Annotated in this window: 13 protein-coding genes; 6 read left to right on the forward strand and 7 right to left on the reverse strand. The window is 49.6% G+C overall.

What is annotated here, in order from left to right; all coding sequences use genetic code 11:
- Window positions 1–6: 6 nt before the first annotated feature.
- The 6 genes from O0S10_RS01170 to O0S10_RS01195 form a co-directional block, all read right to left on the reverse strand.
- Window positions 7–1,812, reverse strand: a complete 1,806-nt coding sequence (locus tag O0S10_RS01170) for a type II secretion system F family protein (protein WP_268924054.1) — start codon at window positions 1,810–1,812, stop codon at window positions 7–9.
- Window positions 1,809–3,563: a type II/IV secretion system ATPase subunit gene (locus O0S10_RS01175; RefSeq protein ID WP_268924055.1), complete on the reverse strand. Its 1,755-nt coding sequence runs from the start codon at window positions 3,561–3,563 to the stop codon at window positions 1,809–1,811. Before O0S10_RS01175 ends, O0S10_RS01170 begins: the two co-directional genes overlap by 4 nt.
- Complete coding sequence (locus O0S10_RS01180) at window positions 3,563–4,945, reverse strand: hypothetical protein (protein WP_268924056.1); 1,383 nt, start codon at window positions 4,943–4,945, stop codon at window positions 3,563–3,565. Before O0S10_RS01180 ends, O0S10_RS01175 begins: the two co-directional genes overlap by 1 nt.
- A gap of 4 nt (window positions 4,946–4,949) precedes the next feature.
- The gene (locus tag O0S10_RS01185) at window positions 4,950–7,523 is read right to left on the reverse strand and encodes a hypothetical protein (RefSeq protein WP_268924057.1); all 2,574 of its coding nucleotides are present in this window, start codon (window positions 7,521–7,523) and stop codon (window positions 4,950–4,952) included.
- A gap of 402 nt (window positions 7,524–7,925) precedes the next feature.
- Window positions 7,926–8,540: a type IV pilin N-terminal domain-containing protein gene (locus tag O0S10_RS01190; protein WP_268924058.1), complete on the reverse strand. Its 615-nt coding sequence runs from the start codon at window positions 8,538–8,540 to the stop codon at window positions 7,926–7,928.
- Window position 8,541: 1 nt separating this feature from the next.
- Window positions 8,542–9,309: a type IV pilin N-terminal domain-containing protein gene (locus O0S10_RS01195; RefSeq protein WP_268924059.1), complete on the reverse strand. Its 768-nt coding sequence runs from the start codon at window positions 9,307–9,309 to the stop codon at window positions 8,542–8,544.
- Window positions 9,310–10,018: 709 nt separating this feature from the next.
- Here O0S10_RS01195 and O0S10_RS01200 point away from each other — a divergent pair.
- From O0S10_RS01200 to O0S10_RS01225, 6 genes are read left to right on the forward strand one after another with little or no spacing between them, the layout of a single operon-like run.
- On the forward strand, window positions 10,019–10,666 hold the full coding sequence (locus O0S10_RS01200; RefSeq protein ID WP_268924060.1) for a type IV pilin N-terminal domain-containing protein: 648 nt from the start codon (window positions 10,019–10,021) through the stop codon (window positions 10,664–10,666).
- On the forward strand, window positions 10,663–11,340 hold the full coding sequence (locus tag O0S10_RS01205; RefSeq protein WP_268924061.1) for a type IV pilin N-terminal domain-containing protein: 678 nt from the start codon (window positions 10,663–10,665) through the stop codon (window positions 11,338–11,340). Before O0S10_RS01200 ends, O0S10_RS01205 begins: the two co-directional genes overlap by 4 nt.
- Before the next feature lie 18 nt (window positions 11,341–11,358).
- Window positions 11,359–12,009: a type IV pilin N-terminal domain-containing protein gene (locus O0S10_RS01210; RefSeq protein ID WP_268924062.1), complete on the forward strand. Its 651-nt coding sequence runs from the start codon at window positions 11,359–11,361 to the stop codon at window positions 12,007–12,009.
- Complete coding sequence (locus O0S10_RS01215) at window positions 12,006–12,659, forward strand: type IV pilin N-terminal domain-containing protein (RefSeq protein WP_268924063.1); 654 nt, start codon at window positions 12,006–12,008, stop codon at window positions 12,657–12,659. Before O0S10_RS01210 ends, O0S10_RS01215 begins: the two co-directional genes overlap by 4 nt.
- Window positions 12,660–12,672: 13 nt before the next feature.
- Window positions 12,673–13,425: a type IV pilin domain-containing protein gene (locus O0S10_RS01220; protein WP_268924064.1), complete on the forward strand. Its 753-nt coding sequence runs from the start codon at window positions 12,673–12,675 to the stop codon at window positions 13,423–13,425.
- Window positions 13,419–14,132 (forward strand): type IV pilin domain-containing protein, encoded by a 714-nt coding sequence (locus O0S10_RS01225; protein ID WP_425438300.1) that lies wholly within the window; start codon window positions 13,419–13,421, stop codon window positions 14,130–14,132. The genes O0S10_RS01220 and O0S10_RS01225 overlap by 7 nt, the downstream gene beginning before the upstream one ends.
- Window positions 14,133–14,825: 693 nt before the next feature.
- On the opposite strand, the gene O0S10_RS01230 is transcribed toward O0S10_RS01225, so the two are convergent.
- Entirely contained in the window at window positions 14,826–15,338 is a 513-nt protein-coding gene (locus O0S10_RS01230) for a class I SAM-dependent methyltransferase (RefSeq protein ID WP_268924065.1), read from the reverse strand.
- Window positions 15,339–15,619: the final 281 nt, after the last annotated feature.

A 15,619-nucleotide genomic window follows, 5' to 3' on the forward strand; every position in this document is an offset into this window, starting at 1 on the left:
TTTTCCTCAGATGATAAAGATAAACATCACAATTGTTGCAGAAAGAAGAAGGATCGAATGCTTCAGACCGCAGAGAATACTGTTCGCCGAAAGCTGTCCGGCCATGATACCGGAGAAGAAGGCGAGGATAATACCGATGTGGAACATGTCGGTTTTGTTCGACGTCAGATCAAACGTAATATCGTACGCTGAAAAACTGGAGATAAACGCGACGTTCATCTGATACGCCGAGTAGAGATAGATACCGAACGACAGATAAATCACCGCCAGATACACGAATGAAACATTCAGCCTCTTTGACTTCATCTTCAGATAATGTTCCAGATCGGCGATGGCAATCGTTAAGATCTCGCGGATGTAGTCGGTCACCTCACTTGCCTTGACCAGAAGCGAAATGGCACGCTTCACTGACACAAGACCGATACGCTCCTCCATCCGGACAAGTGCTCCTGAAAGTGAGGAACCGTAGCGGAGTTCTTCAGAGACAACTTTGATCTCGGAAGAGAGAACGCCCGTTTTGTTGCCGGAGATCATGAAGATTGCACCCTGCAGTGTCATGCCGATATCGCGCATGTCTGCAATCTCCCGGAGAAACTCCGGGAGCTGGGTTTCAACCTTGTTCACGTACCGGCGGCGGATCTCATATGCCAGCATCAACGGAAACATCGCAGCGATCGCCATCACACAGATGAGGGCCTGAAACGTAAATGTCGGGAAGATCACAACAAACGATCCGAGCATATAGGAGAGGAAGACGAAAACCGCAAAAATGCACCCGACCAGAAGACCGACAGTGTAGTCGGAGATGAAAAATTTGATCGGATGCCGGATAATGTCAAGCATTCGGAGAGCCTGCTTACGGCTGTTGAGCTGTTTGATGAATGCGGCATCCGGTTCAATCTCCGTACTGAACTCAAGAAGTTCTGATCCGTACTCGTTGTCACGGATCTCCCGACGGGCGATGTCGAGATTGTCCGGAGGAAGAAGGATGTAGAGAATAACGATAAGAACAACTGCCCCAAGCGGCAAACCGATGTACATCAGCGGCATGATACCTTCCATCTGACTCTGACCGGAAAGGTTCTGGGCAACCAGCATGATGATAATCGCAATCGGCCCCGCAACAAATGCGGTGACGTAAATTTCTGCAATCATCTCCAGGAACTGGAGGAGAGCCTCCAGTTCCTGCCGGGCAAGTTCACGGTACGACTCGGACTTTGCATTGAAGAAGTTGGTGAGGTTGCCGCCTGACCGGTACACGAGCGTGAGATCGTTTAAGAGTTCACGGAAGTTCTCCGAGGGAGTGACTGCAATGGTGTTCTCCATTGCGGTCAGCAGATCCTCGCCGAACAGCTCAACATCCCGGACGATTAAACCGCACTCCCTGGAAACTTCGCCGTAGAGATCAGCTGCGTCATAGACGCTGCGGAAAATATCATACAGCGTAATCGTGGAGGACAGAGCCTGCATGTAGGTTATCGCATACGGCAGGTCCATATCGATCTTGGTTTTTCTGCCCTGTGCCTCCAGTTGCGGATAGTAATAGAGGCAGACAAAAACCCCTGCGGGGATCAGGATGACGGCAAGAAACATCGTCAGCCACTGAGGCAGAAACGAAATGAGATCAATACTGATGTCAAAGACGTAGAGAAGAACGCCGGCCATCATCATGAGGAGCGCCGACAGGGCCGTCAGAAGAATTGTCAGCATCATGTACTGATCAACCGGTACAGTGATGTGAGCCGATCGCAGGTGTCCGGCCATCTGTTTGTTGAAGAGAAACCGGTCGATGAAGTCTGTACCTTCGGTCATTCTCCTTTCTGCTCCGAAATTATCGTTGCAAGAATTGCTGTCTCAACATCCGCAGGTGTGGTTCTGTTGGACGCGACCATCTCCTCCAGTGCCCGTCTGCGGACGGCAATCTTTTCCTCCAGCTGTTCCTGCGACCAGTTGTTCTGATATGCGATGTTGTCAAAAACCGAGGAGGTTTCGTAGACCTTGACGAACCGGTCGGTTTTGTGATCCCACATGAACAGCGGCTGCCACCCGACACTGTCATCCCCGACCGAAATTTCATTGAGAGAAAGACAGCGACGGAATCCTTTCCCTTCGCCGTACAACAGACTCTGAACGAGGATGAGGTTTAATGCCCCGAACATGGCAATTGGAACATTGATCGGGTTGTGGGTCAACCGGTTGATTGTTTCCTTGACATTGCCTGCGTGCAGTGTTGAGTAGGTGGTATGGCCGGTGTTCATCGCCTGAAAGAGTGTCTGGGCTTCCTCACCACGGACTTCTCCAACGATGATGTACTCGGGACGCTGCCGGAGGGCCGCTTTCAGGAGCGAAAACATGCTGATGTTGCCCATGCCGGAGACGTTGGCAACGCTTTCCCGGGTCCGCATCGGCAGCCAGTTGGTATGCGGCAACTGAATCTCACGGGTGTCTTCGATGGAGACGATCTTGGCGACCGAGGGAATGAAGAAGGACGCGGCATTCATCGTCGAGGTTTTGCCGCTTGCGGTTCCTCCCGCAATGATCATGCTTTTGCGGTTCTCAACGGCAAGCCAGATATGCGCCATGAGATCAGCACTGTAAGTGTTGGACGCAATCAGGTCTGCGGGTGTCATCGGGTCGGCTTTAAACTTCCGGATGGTGAACGAACTTCCTTTGGAGGAGATGATGTCCGAGTACGTCAGCTGTGCACGGCTGCCGTCCGGCAGGGCGGCGTCGATTAAGGGTGTTGTCAAAGAGAGTTGTTTATCAGCCTTCTGGGCAAGTTTGAGAACGTACTTGTTCAGCTCAACCGCGTCAAAGGCACAATTAGTCTCGACATTGGCGAACCGCCGGTGATACAAAAAGATCGGGGTGTCAGCACCGTTGCAGGTGATGTCCTCGATCTTTTCGTCGTGCATGAGGGGATCGAGTCTGCTGTAACCGAGGAAGTTACGGTTGAGATAGTAGATGAGAACACCGACACGGTCAGCCGGCATCCTGGGATCAAAGGTGGTGATAGTTTCACGGAGCATAGCAGGGTCAAGGCCGAACTCACCGCGTTTGCGCACCGTGTCGTAGACAAGCATCGATCGCAGATGTTCGAAGGTTTCTTCGAGCACGACGAGTTCCTTTTCAGAGATCTTCGGTTCGATGATATGGTAATGGATGTGGGAGACTTCGTCACGATAGATATTGGTGTAGGCGTACGGAGGCGTCAGCCAGTAACGATCAAGTACTTCGTACTCGGTTTCAAATGGCGGGAGTTCAAGAATCCGAGGCGGTTCTTCAAAGACGATTTTTTTCTCTGCGGATTTTTTTTCAAAAAGATTTGCTATGGAAAATCTTTTTGCAGTTTTTTCTTCCTGCTCTTCACGGGACTGCTCTTCCTTTTCAAACGAAAAGAGCTCTCGAAGATCCAGTACGGTGAATTTTTTTTCCGAGGAACCGGATCCTTTTTTGTCATGGAAGAACATGGTTCGAAGACTGCGACCGGAAGTGTTTTTTTCCACTGCGGGATTCTCTGCAGACTGTTTTTTTGTTGGAAACCCCGGCATCGTCAGTTTCATCAGATTCCTCCGGTATATGCGGACGTACCGTCTTTTCCATGATACTGAAGCGTTATGTCAACACCGGCATTCCTGACAAAAACAGCAATAGCATAGCTTCCGGGTGAGAAGGGACCGACAGTCTGGTACTTGTCGGCACCATAGAGGCCCTGCCATCCGAAAACCTTGATCAGATCCGCAGTACCGGTTTGTTCGTTGTAGGAGTAGAGGGCAATGCGTACATCACTGTACGGGGTCATGTCCTTTTGTGCGTCATCATCCATCCCGGTAATCTGATACACTATCCGCCAGGGAACGGTGGCATTGTGAACAGCAGTACCCCATGGGGTGTACAGTGTTGCCGGAACGTCCTCAAAGGTGACAAACTGCTGATAAAGCTGCCATTTGTCCTGCATACTCCATCCAATTCCGCTGGGATACCAGCTGTCCGCGTAGTAGTCGGCGACCTCCTGCTGCCAGTCGCGTGGTGAGAAGGTGAGATTGTTGGATTCTTTAAGAAGGAGCGTGTCCGTGAGGCTGAGGGCAGGATATTTTCCATCGGTTGGTGTATAGTGTTTGCCGGTCCAGAAGGATTCTTCGGTAAAAATTTCCGGCGTTATGCCATTGTAAGCCGCAACCGGAACGCCTTTGGTGTTGGTGTCCACAACCCAGAAGGGAGCGACCGGCAGGGTTGTACTGGTGTTCGCAAGAGCTGCGGTATAAACAGGACGATCGCTGTCGTCGTCACTGATAAGCCCTAAAGCTGTTGCATCAGGAATGATAGTGAGGCGATCATAGGTCGGCGGATAATAGAGAAGGGCACACCCGTATCCAAGTTCCTTCAGTATCGCGGCGGCAAGAACTGCATGATCGGTAGAATCACCTATCTGTTCCGCAAGCAGGACTGCAGGTGTCCGCGGATATGCGGATGAATGACCGGTTTCCGCATCAGTCTGATACGGGATTGACTGAGAGAAGGCGAGGGCAAGACCGGCAATGTCAGCATCATCGGTGTATCCCTGCTGCGTGATTATGCGCTTTATCTGACCCGCAGTGTCGGCGACAACCCCGCCGTCTCCGGCAGTGATGATATAGTCTGTAAGATTTTCCGGGAGAAGCGTCCCGCTGATACCATGCTGGTATCTCTGATAGATTTCTTTGGAGATGTACAGGTTTAGTGTGTGGCTTACTCCGTTGTACTCCCATGTGTAGGATTTGTCTCCCCATGGCCCGATCTCCTCCTCGGTCGTTCCTCCGGGCGGCGGAGTCGGTGTTGGTTCCGGCTGAAGAAAAGAAAAACCACCGGCTGCATGGAACACGAGAAGACCCACCATAACGACGATCACAGCAACCATGGCGATCATTATCCACTTGAAGGTATTTTTATCAAGTTTAAATGCCATCGATCTACCGCCTCCGGACACGGATTGCAATGGTACTCAGGACAAGTCCGAGAATGGCAATTCCAACACCGAAACCGGGAGCAGTGGTGAGGGTGGGTACCGGTGTCCATGCGGCAGACGTTGGTGTAGGTGTTTTCAACGGGGTTGCCGGTGTGGTGGCGTAGGGGTCATCCGATAACGCCGGGTCACGGGTCGGGACGGCAGTTGTGGCAGAGGCTTTCGCATCCGGAGTGAGAAGTTCAAAACTGTAGCTTTGTTTGAAATTGACGTCTTTGCAGGTGATGGTGACTTCATAGGTTCCGGGATACCAGCTGCTGGTATCAATCTCGTCGTAGCTAAACGTACGGTAGCCGCGGAACGGGATCGGAGAAGACGGGGTCGTGGTGTCCACCGGGATTTTCATGGCAGTGCTGGTGTCTGCAACCGTGTTCATATCCATACGACTGATGGTAAGCCAGAGGGTGTCTTTGGTCTCGGTTTTATCCGCGGTTTTGTCGAATGTTGCAAGATTGGTTTTTCCGGAGATTTTGAGTTTGTCGCCGACCGCAACAGTTCCCAACGCGTCAAAGGTGATCCAGGGGTCTTCAACGATGAACTGGGTCATGACGTAGAGATCGTCGGATTTGGGATCTTCAAACATTTTGGTGAGGGCATCGGCGGCGGCTTTTCCCTGCATGTAGGTGAAGTCGGATGAGGAGCCGTAGGTTGTGGAGACAGTGGTAAGTGTCCCGCCGTTCAGCGCAGATCCGTCAGCATAGATGTCGAAGATGTTATTCGGTCCCGGATGCTGATAGACGAGGTAGTAGGTTCCGGGAGAGAGGCCGTAGGTGAAGGTACGGTTGTAGGTGAAGCCGTATTCTCCCCATGGAGCTTCTTTTCCGATGCGGGAGTTGTCGGACGAACTGGATGAGGACGAACCTGAGGAGTCGGTGGTTCCTCCTCCATAGAGCGGGAAGTTGGCCTCGCGGTCTGCATACCGGAAGTTTGTGCCGAACATATACCAGCGGACTTCGCCGCCGGGATGACCGGCGCCGACGCCCGGACTGCCGCGGGCAATCCACCATGAGTACAGGATATCCCCTTTGGCAAAGTAGCCCCCGGTTTTATCGGAGGATTTCACCTGGATACTTTGTTCACTGATGGTGTAGTCCCACGATAAGGCGACGTCACCATCAATGCCGGTTCCGGCACCTCCCGGTTTTCCGCTTTCCTTCTGACCGATGGGATTGAGGTTTGCGTGGATGGTGTAGGAACCTGGTTCAAATCCCCGCGTCTGCCAGTAGTACGCCCAGTAGCCGAGATTGGAGCTGTAGGTGGTTACCGTGAAGGTGGAGGGATCACCGTCAACAACTTCCTGAGCCGGAGATTCCAAAGAGACACCGTTCGCCGGAAGGTTCGGGCCGGTGATGTAGAGGTAGACGGGACAGATGTCAATACCGCTGACCCGTCCGGTAAGGTAGATCTGATCACCGACGGCAAACTTTCCGGCCAGAACATCTGCGGATGGTTCGTCAAAGTACAGGGTTACGACCGGCGGTTTTGCAACGGTGAAGGGTGCCGATACGCTGTAGATGGTGCTGACGGTGTACTCGCCGGTGATGACGTTGTCGGGGATTCTGATGGAGACGACGTACTTTCCGGAGTCGTCGGTTGTGACGGTGATAGACTGGTTGTTGATCATGGTGATTTTTCCGTCGTCCACGAAGTACGGGCGATTGTCCCCGGCGGGGGTTATGACAAGCGGATATTCGGTTGCGGCAGTGCCCGACAAGGTTACGGTGACAACTTTGTCGGTCTCGATTTTTGAGGTGTCAAGTGATATTGCCGGTTTTACCGAGGTGAGAACTACCGGTCGCGGGCTGTACTGGCCGTTGAGATTCCCCATGTTGGTGATTTTGAAGGTGACGGAAACTCCGGAAAGCTCCTCACCGGGGTTGATGATCGGGACAAACTCCTGATCCGAGAACCGGAAGGCAAGGTCCTGATATTTCTGCGACGGATCGGCGTGGCTGTTGAGGCTGACCATTGCACCATTCAGATTTTTGACGGATGAACGTTTGAGGCCGCTCGGCATGCTGATTTCATAGTCGTACCAGTTGACAAGTTCGCTGTATTTGATTCCCTGACCGGTCATGTAGAAGATGACACCGAGATCTTTGGGGATGTTTGTTCCGGTCAGCGGAGTTCCGGACGGATTGTCAGCGGCAATGACAGAGATTGTTCCGGGGAGGAACTGATCGACCCATACGGATGGTGTGCTTTTCATCGGGGTATTGTCATATTCAACACAGTAGTAGCCGGTCGGGGTGTTGCCGGGAACGGAACCGATGTTATTTGCGATGGAGATTTTATTCTGAGGGGTGTCGCCGTCAAAGCGTACGATCCCGGTAATGGTTTTTCCTGCCGTTCCAAGGGCGGAAAAATTCAGATTGCCTTCTCCGATGTAGATGGTGTTTCCCGGGCTGATGCCTGCGTTCATTCCTTCCGGGGTGGTGTATCGTGCAGCTGCCCATCCGGTAAGGATACTGCAAAGCAGGATGGCAAGCAGGCTGATGATAAGGATCTTTTTTGGGTTCATGTGCCGGGTCTCCGAATATGTACTGGCGGACATTGAGGCAAAATACTGGCAATTTTATGCGAAAAAAGCAGAATGCAGGATTTCGCAAATTCCAATATTTTTTGATTGTTACTAACTTTTACTTTAGTTACATATACATGTTTTGCTATTATAACGGAAAATAGGATGAGTTCGGCATCAGCAAAAGATGTAATGAACTCCCGGATTCCAACGGTAAATCGCAGTTCGGCATGCAATAGAGATTTTTTACCGGATGGGAAGAGATTCTGCGGAACGGCATCAGTGGTTCTGTGAGAGAACAACATGACGTGCGGGATGCTGAACGGCGATGTGCTGTTGGAATGTCGGGAATTGGATATCATGATCAGACCGGTTTCAGGAAAAAAAGATTTTTGTGTTTCCTCACGCGGTGATGGTGACTTTTGCCCGTGCAATGATACTGCCGGCAGGATCGACCATGTCCAGATAGAAGTACTTGCCGACGTTTTCCGGGTTGCAGAATGCATATGACCCGAAATACTCGGACTTTCCACCTCCTGTCCAGAGAATCTGTGCGTTGGCATTGACTCCCGGACTTGGACCCTGCCAGCCGGCAGTTGTACTGTAGTCCACACAGTTTTCATGGGCAACATGCAGAGAGTCTCCGGATACAAGAGCCGCAGTTGTGTAGAATCCGCTTGTTGCATTCAGAATCGATTTGCCCTTCGAGTTGAGAATGATCGATTTGTCAACTGTCCATGCAAATTTGTTGGCATCCGCCCCAAACAGTTCGGACGGGGTGGTTATGAAGGCAACATCAGCAAGAGCTACCGGATCTCCACCCGCGTGGGTGATGGTAAGACCACCGGACTGGCTGTAGATTCCCTTCAGTGCCAGTTGGGGCGGGGTTGACTGGGAGTCCGCAAGCCCCGAAGCGAAGCTGCTCACCAGTGCGGCAATGATGATCGTAACCACGAGCATCAGCATGACACCGACGACCGGTGACACAGCATCACTGGATTTTTTTTCTGTTTTCATGTTAGCTCACCACCACATTCTTTTCATAAATTGTCTGACCACTTGGCATGTGGATCAGTTTCACGTTTACCGTATCACCGGTACGCAGATACTCCCAGTTTTTACCGAGAACTGCCTGCATGCCGTCAACCTTGCTGTTCTCAGAGTAGGTCCATGCACCAGAGTAGTAATACTGCTTTGTAGTACCGTAACCGTCACCACCGGTAGTGGTAACGAATCCGCCACTTTGTCCGGCCGGCCATGCCGTCATGACAGTACCGCCGAGGAGGGTATAGTTACCAAACTGCTGCTGTTTGTTGTTCGGTTTTCCCGAGTTCGGTGCCTGTATACCATTGCCGTACCCCCAAGGGGCTGTCATTCCTTCAAATCCGCCGCCGGACGTCCATCCAAAAACGTTACCTGCGGAGGTAACGGCTGCACCGCCGACAGTGAGATTTCCGTCAATGATGTCAGCACCACTTCTTGCATGAGTGCCGACAACCGTCTTGTTGGTTACGGTCCAGCTGGTAACAAGTTTCAGATCTTTGGTTGCGATCGGTTCACTGACCGACAGGACTTTGGCTTCAAAAACGCTGGAAGCATAATATCCGGTGTTTTTAATGGTGACATCCATTGTCAGTGTCGGAGCTTTTTCAGTACTGTTGATAAGACCCCCGGCATACATGCTGACAACAGCTGCAATAATGATAGTGATGACAAGCATCAGCATCACCCCCACGACCGGCGATACCGCATCATGTTTTCGTGTTGTGTTTGTTCTGCGCTGCATAATTTCACACTTCGTGTACTCCATCGGTAAGGAAGGGGTAACACACTAATATGGATCATTACAGCATATAAATCAACAGTATAATATTTACAATTTGTAAAAGTAAACAGATTTACACTAACAACAGAGTTTAGTTTGTCAAATTATCAATTTTTTCGGTACGCGCGAAATATTTCCAATGTTTTCAGAAAAATACTGATAAATTGAATATAATAGATTAAATTTCCGAAAATACCAGATGTAGAAGATACCTGACCCGGAAGAAGAAAGGGGGTTCAGATTTTCCGGCAAATGGTCGGAAACGATCGGCATCAATGAGGAATGCGGGCTTCGATTGTAAATACACGAAATATTTCCGAGAAATGAAGGGATTTTTCAACGACCGGGGGGCCTCCCTCCCGGAGAACGAGCCTCTAACACCGTCTATCGGGTTTTGTTAAACCCGTTTCATGTACCATTGATTGTCTTGAGTTTTTTGATGTCGCGGCCGAGATCTGAGAAATACAACCGCAGTAGTTCCGGGACATACGCATTTTGGTACCGGGATCCTTTATTGCAATGCAGATACAACTCGCAGAATTTTTCCCAAATATGCAAAACAAACCTAGTTCGCGACGTATATTTATAGCAGCCAGTACATACCACACAATACCAAATTATTTTCATTACCTACAAATGAATTGGATAGTTTGGGTGGAGCATGTGAACTATGAAAAAAATTACGCCACCGGGAAGACATCGTCCGAAAAAACAGGACGCGGTATCGCCGGTTGTCGGTGTCATGCTGATGCTTGTCGTCACCATCATTATCGCAGCTGTTGTCAGCAGTTTTGCGAGCGGACTTGGGACTACAAGTGAAGCGGCACCGACCACTTCGCTTCAGGTCTCACTTTACGGCGGGACACTTGAAAAAAAAGCAGTCATCGAACACTTGGGAGGGGAAGCTCTTCCCACCCGCGATCTGCAGATTATAACCTCTTACACCGTTCCTGATCGATATCTTGGTCAGGTACTGGGAGCCGGAGGGAAAACAATCATGCATACCATCGACGGGAAACTTGCACCGACAGTCGAAAATGATCTGGACTGGACGATTACCGATTATCCGTTTGTGCATCAGGTAACAAACAATGACAAAAATGTTACCACAAAAACCGTAAACCGGCTCTTCGGCGATGCAACACTGACCTCAGGAAGCAGTCTGGTTTTTGATATTGACTATTTCCTCGGATTCAACACAACCACCGAGCGCAAGACCTACGGATTTTCCACAGGAACATCAGAAGCCCATGTATCAATCATTCACACTCCCAGCGGGAAAGTGATCTTTGACAAGGACGTGAGGACGATCGTATGAAAAAAACAGTCCAGGAAAATGCGGTTTCCCCGGTTGTCGGTGTTATGCTCATGCTGGTAATCGTTGTTATCATTGCAGCAGTTGTCAGTGGATTTGCCGGAAACATCCTTTCAACCACAGAAAAGGCACCACAGGCCCAGATTCAGTATGTCGGAGTAATGGCAGGAAACCTCTCCAGTGATGACGGCGGACTCGGAGAAGTCGGTCTGGTATTTGAGCACAAAGGAGGAGAAGAACTTTCTTTGTTTAATCTTCAGCTTGATCTCAAAGAAAATATCCGTACCGGCGGAAATGAGACGACCGTCTCGTACAATGACGCCCCGTCAGCTACCTACAAAAACAATCCGGTACCGGGTGAGTCACGATTGCCTGATACCATCAAAACCCGCATGAAAAAAATCGGTATTTCAGCGAGTGCAATAGGAACTCCGGGAAACACTCTCATCAAACCCGGAGACCGATTCATTGTATTTGTGGATCGGATCATCGCCGCATCCGGCTCTTCCTACAATCACGTCTACCTCATTGCAGACCGCGGCGGCAGTACCGCCTACTCCGAAGGGGAGTTTGAGCTGGGACCAAAAACCCAGTACTCCTTAATCGATACAAAATCCGGATCGATTCTTTCCACCGGGGATCTCGCCGGCAGAATACTTGATTCTGAACAATGGTGAGTAAAAGAGGCTGTTATTATGACACTTCCCAGAAAAACAAACAACAAAAACACGAATGAGGCAGTATCACCGGTGATCGGTGTTATGCTGATGCTTGTGGTGACCATTGTTATCGCGGCATTCGTCTCAATGTTTGCCGGCACAACCTTTGCAGATGCTCAGGCAGCACCATCAACCGTACTGAATGTGAAAATTGCATCCAACGGCGGGGCGGACGGAACACAGGACGTCATGCTTCTGGAACATGTGGGAGGCGGCAGTATCCCCTCATCTGATCTCAAAATTACGACGTACTACACCTCGACCGGAACGGAAAGAACCGTTATCCGGGGTGAAGCGATCGCCCAGTCGATGCCTTCCATTACCGTGAAGGACGCATCCGGGGCAAACAAGAACATTGTTGTTCCTATCTTATCAGATGTAACCGCAGGTTCAGTAGGAGATACAAAAATTAATTTTGGAAAATATGAGTTCGAATCCGGCTCTGTTGCGAGCACGTACAACTCTGCGGGAACATGGACAGTCCTTGGTTTTACGAATCCGACAACAGCAACAAAGGATCAGATTATCGAAAAATATGGATTTACCAAAGGTTCCAAAGTGACGGTGAACATTATTCACACACCGAGTCAGGCTGTTCTCTATAACAAGGAGGTCATTGTACAATGAAGAAACAGATCAGAGAAAACGGAGTATCGCCGGTTGTCGGTGTTATGCTCATGCTGGTTGTTACCATCATTATCGCGGCGATGGTTGCCTCGTTCACCGGCGGTCTTGCCGGAGAACAAAAGGCAACGCCGCAGGTGAAACTGGATGTTTCCTACACGGCAAGTATTATTGATACGGACAAAACCAACACGGAACCAGACTATAAAGCAGGATACAAACCCAACAATGGTCTGACATTCCGGCTTCTCGGAGGGGATTCGTTCCAACTGAAGGATATTGCCGTTCAGCTCAAAAGCGGAGATGCGACCATCACCTTTGATTCAAATGTATATCGAGACACCACAAGCAGCAATGCTGATTCGGATAAACTGAACATTATACGTGGATCCAATGGGGTGAATGAGACATATTTTGCCGTTGTAAAACAGCAGGATGAGGTTATCGCTCTTGGTGAGACATTCTCTCTTCTTGCTGACGGATATTATGACAACAGTCTGAATACTACGGCAACAAAGAAGGGACAGTTCCTTCGCTGGACTCCGGTTAACGGAGGGACATTTGATATTCAACTGAACGTACCGATTGAGTATGTTGTTCTCGATAAGAACAGCGGCGGACGCATGCAGGCAGGAACGATTACAATTCGTTAACCGGAGGTTTTGCATGCGAAAACTTGTTTCAAAACGAAAATTACCCAGTTCCTTTTTCAGGGAAAAAGAGGCGGGAGTATCTCCGGTAGTCGGTGTTATGCTGATGCTTATCGTCGCAATTATCATTGCAGCGATTGTGGCCGGGTTTTCAAACGGTCTTGCTTCGTCCGTATCTCCGGCTCCTTCTGCGGGATTCGATTATACGATCCATGCAGGTCTGGCGGAATACAATACAAGGACGCAAAATCCTCCGGTTATGGTTGAGATAACCTCATGTACCGGGGAACTAAGTTCAAATGACCTGCAGATTGTGACCTCATACACAGTGCCGGATACGTACAACGGTGTTATACTGGGAAATTCAGGAAAGGTTATTACGCATACCATTGACGGACAGCTGGAAAAGTACGGTATGTCGCTGATTGGAGACAGTGTAAATCCAAACTGGCCAAGTGAAATGGTCTGGTCATCGCATGATGATCCCTTTATCCCCCGGACACATCTGTACACTACTGACATTGTACCAGTTTCCGGAAATGGTGTCACCCTCGGTGAAGGGATGAATGATTACCGTTTCTTTGGTGGCAAAGCTCCGATTGCCAGTGGCACGGTCTGGTGGTTCAAGAACATTGATCAGTTTCTCGGATTTGATGTGAGCGACAGAACCAGCTACGGATTTGGAGACGGGTCAGTTGTTCACATAACAGTAATACATGCCCCGACAGGCACTATTCTGAGTGATAAGGAGGTACGTGCAGTATGGTAATGAGAAAAAACAAGGATACAGCGGTTTCCCCGGTTATCGGTGTGATGCTCATGCTGGTAATTACGATCATCATTGCAGCGGTCGTAAGTTTTAGCGCCACAGGCTTTCTTGGGTCTGCAAGTACCTCCGGCGGTAGTGCGGATGTGAAGTTTATCGGCCTCTATACCGGAGGGTATACTCTCGGCGAAGGCTATCCGAATACTGCCACCATCGGTGAAGGAGGGATGGTATTTGAGGTTACAGGAAACACACCCCTTGATGTTACCAACCTGCGTCTCTCCGGATCAGGGTCTGTGGGAAGCGGCGGATCGTTTGCTGTCTCCTACAATACCCCAGTTGCACTTGATTGGATAAGCTCCACTGAAGGAGGAACAGCTTCATCAGGAAAGGTAAGAAGCCATCTGACCCAGCCGGCAAGTTCCATAGATCACCGCATCGTGAAGTTCGGTGAGGGATGGAGGAACGAGGAGAAGTACAATACTATTGTTCAACCGGGAGAGCGGTTTGTCGTTCTTGCCGAGTATGTCATGAAAGGTTATGGAAATCCGCCTTCCTATATGATAGGATTTGCCGCCAGAAATACAGACGGATCAACAGCTATCAGTGGTGCGATAAGTTCTGACGGCAACAGTCTGATTACCCTGATGGATATGAAGACAGGAAAGGTGTACTACAGCGGCGCCCTAACAAATGATCAGGCAATCTGATTTCCAACATTTTTTTCTTTTTAGATGAGACGTACACGATGATCACTGGGGAGAAGAAGATCCTCAAACAGATTTCATTCTTTTTCGTTGTAAAAAATTACAAGGTATTTTTGCAACTCTACCTATGAATATTTTGAATGGAGATTTTCTAATAAGAGTTACGTGGTGATCTTCAATGAAGAAAAGTGTTGAGGTCTCTGAAAAATCTCTTCGATGGCTTTTTGCGTGTTAAATTATTGCATATCTCCAAGAGCCATCCCGCGGAATTCCTATTCGAATAAGTTTTCAGATACAGGGAGTATGAAAATTCATGCACATCCGCCATGCACATTTACCAGCATACAAAAAATATTTAGTTACATCAGGATAACTATATCTCCACGAAGTGATGTGTGTGCAACCAAACGATCGTGACGTCGGAATAGATATTGTAATGAACACCCTCAAAGACAATAAATACGGCCTTTCTATCGCCGAAGTTTCGCGAAAATCCGGAATGAACAGAAATTCCGCTGCAAAGTATCTCGGTATTCTTGTTACCCTTGGACAGGTAGAGATGCAGATTGTCGGGCCTGCACGGGTATATCATCTCTCATCCCGTATTCCGGTATCCTCCGCAGCCTTCAATCGGTTTCCCGATCCGATCATTGCGATAAATGAAAACGGCACTATCAGAGGAGTCAACAAAATGTTTCAGCAGGTATGGGAAACAGATACAGATCTCAGTACTTCCGAACTCAAAGATGTACCAATTCCCGCCCTTCGTGAGGTGGCCGCAACATCGTGCACTCCGGCCTCTTCCGGTGTTACGTCCTCCCAGCACTTGCGAATCTCCCGAATGGGCGGAGCATGCATCATTTTGCGGTACCGCTCCATCGCCACCCCCATCGGTTCCGACGGCTCTACCGTCGTTACCCGGCAGCCGAAACAGGACAACGGCACTGCAAGAGTTCCGGGACCAGCCCCTATATCAAGAACCGAAGATCCGGACGGAATATGCATTTCAGCGATCTGTTTCTCCATCCGGGACGGATCACCGGAGATAACATTCTGAACAAACCGATCGACTACGCCCTGATCCGACCAGAACTTTCCCCCTCCCTCACCCATCTTTTCCTTCTGTGCAACGGAACGAGCATGCTGTTCATCCCACAGACGGCAGTAATCAACAGCCACCGAAGACGTACCGGAATTATGCAAACTCATACCTTTATACAAAAGTGGCCAAAGGTAATCAAAAGGCTTGTATTGAATCGAAAAAATCAACTGTAACTAATTTACAAAAAGTACAGAAGCAGAGAACACAATCCATCAGTGATCTTTCTCCCACCAAATGTGTGCAGTACGGAAAACTCCTGAGATAAAAAATCCTTCATCATTTTGTACGATCCTATCCTGCACAAAACCGGCAACGATCTCCTGCCGCCACTCCCCTCACAGATGCACAGTCTGCGGCACACAAGAGTTCCGGGACCTGACCCCATATC

Origin of the sequence: Methanocorpusculum petauri (genome assembly GCF_026891975.1) — an archaeon.
Lineage (GTDB): Archaea > Halobacteriota > Methanomicrobia > Methanomicrobiales > Methanocorpusculaceae > Methanocorpusculum > Methanocorpusculum petauri.

What these genes read in the sequence shown, in the direction of transcription:
- O0S10_RS01170 (WP_268924054.1), bottom strand. Translation starts at nt 1,812, where the DNA reads ATGACCGAAGGTACAGACTTCATCGACCGGTTTCTCTTCAACAAACAG.
- O0S10_RS01175 (WP_268924055.1), bottom strand. Translation starts at nt 3,563, where the DNA reads ATGAAACTGACGATGCCGGGGTTTCCAACAAAAAAACAGTCTGCAGAG.
- O0S10_RS01180 (WP_268924056.1), bottom strand. Translation starts at nt 4,945, where the DNA reads ATGGCATTTAAACTTGATAAAAATACCTTCAAGTGGATAATGATCGCC.
- O0S10_RS01185 (WP_268924057.1), bottom strand. Translation starts at nt 7,523, where the DNA reads ATGAACCCAAAAAAGATCCTTATCATCAGCCTGCTTGCCATCCTGCTT.
- O0S10_RS01190 (WP_268924058.1), bottom strand. Translation starts at nt 8,540, where the DNA reads ATGAAAACAGAAAAAAAATCCAGTGATGCTGTGTCACCGGTCGTCGGT.
- O0S10_RS01195 (WP_268924059.1), bottom strand. Translation starts at nt 9,309, where the DNA reads ATGCAGCGCAGAACAAACACAACACGAAAACATGATGCGGTATCGCCG.
- O0S10_RS01200 (WP_268924060.1), top strand. Translation starts at nt 10,019, where the DNA reads ATGAAAAAAATTACGCCACCGGGAAGACATCGTCCGAAAAAACAGGAC.
- O0S10_RS01205 (WP_268924061.1), top strand. Translation starts at nt 10,663, where the DNA reads ATGAAAAAAACAGTCCAGGAAAATGCGGTTTCCCCGGTTGTCGGTGTT.
- O0S10_RS01210 (WP_268924062.1), top strand. Translation starts at nt 11,359, where the DNA reads ATGACACTTCCCAGAAAAACAAACAACAAAAACACGAATGAGGCAGTA.
- O0S10_RS01215 (WP_268924063.1), top strand. Translation starts at nt 12,006, where the DNA reads ATGAAGAAACAGATCAGAGAAAACGGAGTATCGCCGGTTGTCGGTGTT.
- O0S10_RS01220 (WP_268924064.1), top strand. Translation starts at nt 12,673, where the DNA reads ATGCGAAAACTTGTTTCAAAACGAAAATTACCCAGTTCCTTTTTCAGG.
- O0S10_RS01225 (WP_425438300.1), top strand. Translation starts at nt 13,419, where the DNA reads ATGGTAATGAGAAAAAACAAGGATACAGCGGTTTCCCCGGTTATCGGT.
- O0S10_RS01230 (WP_268924065.1), bottom strand. Translation starts at nt 15,338, where the DNA reads ATGAGTTTGCATAATTCCGGTACGTCTTCGGTGGCTGTTGATTACTGC.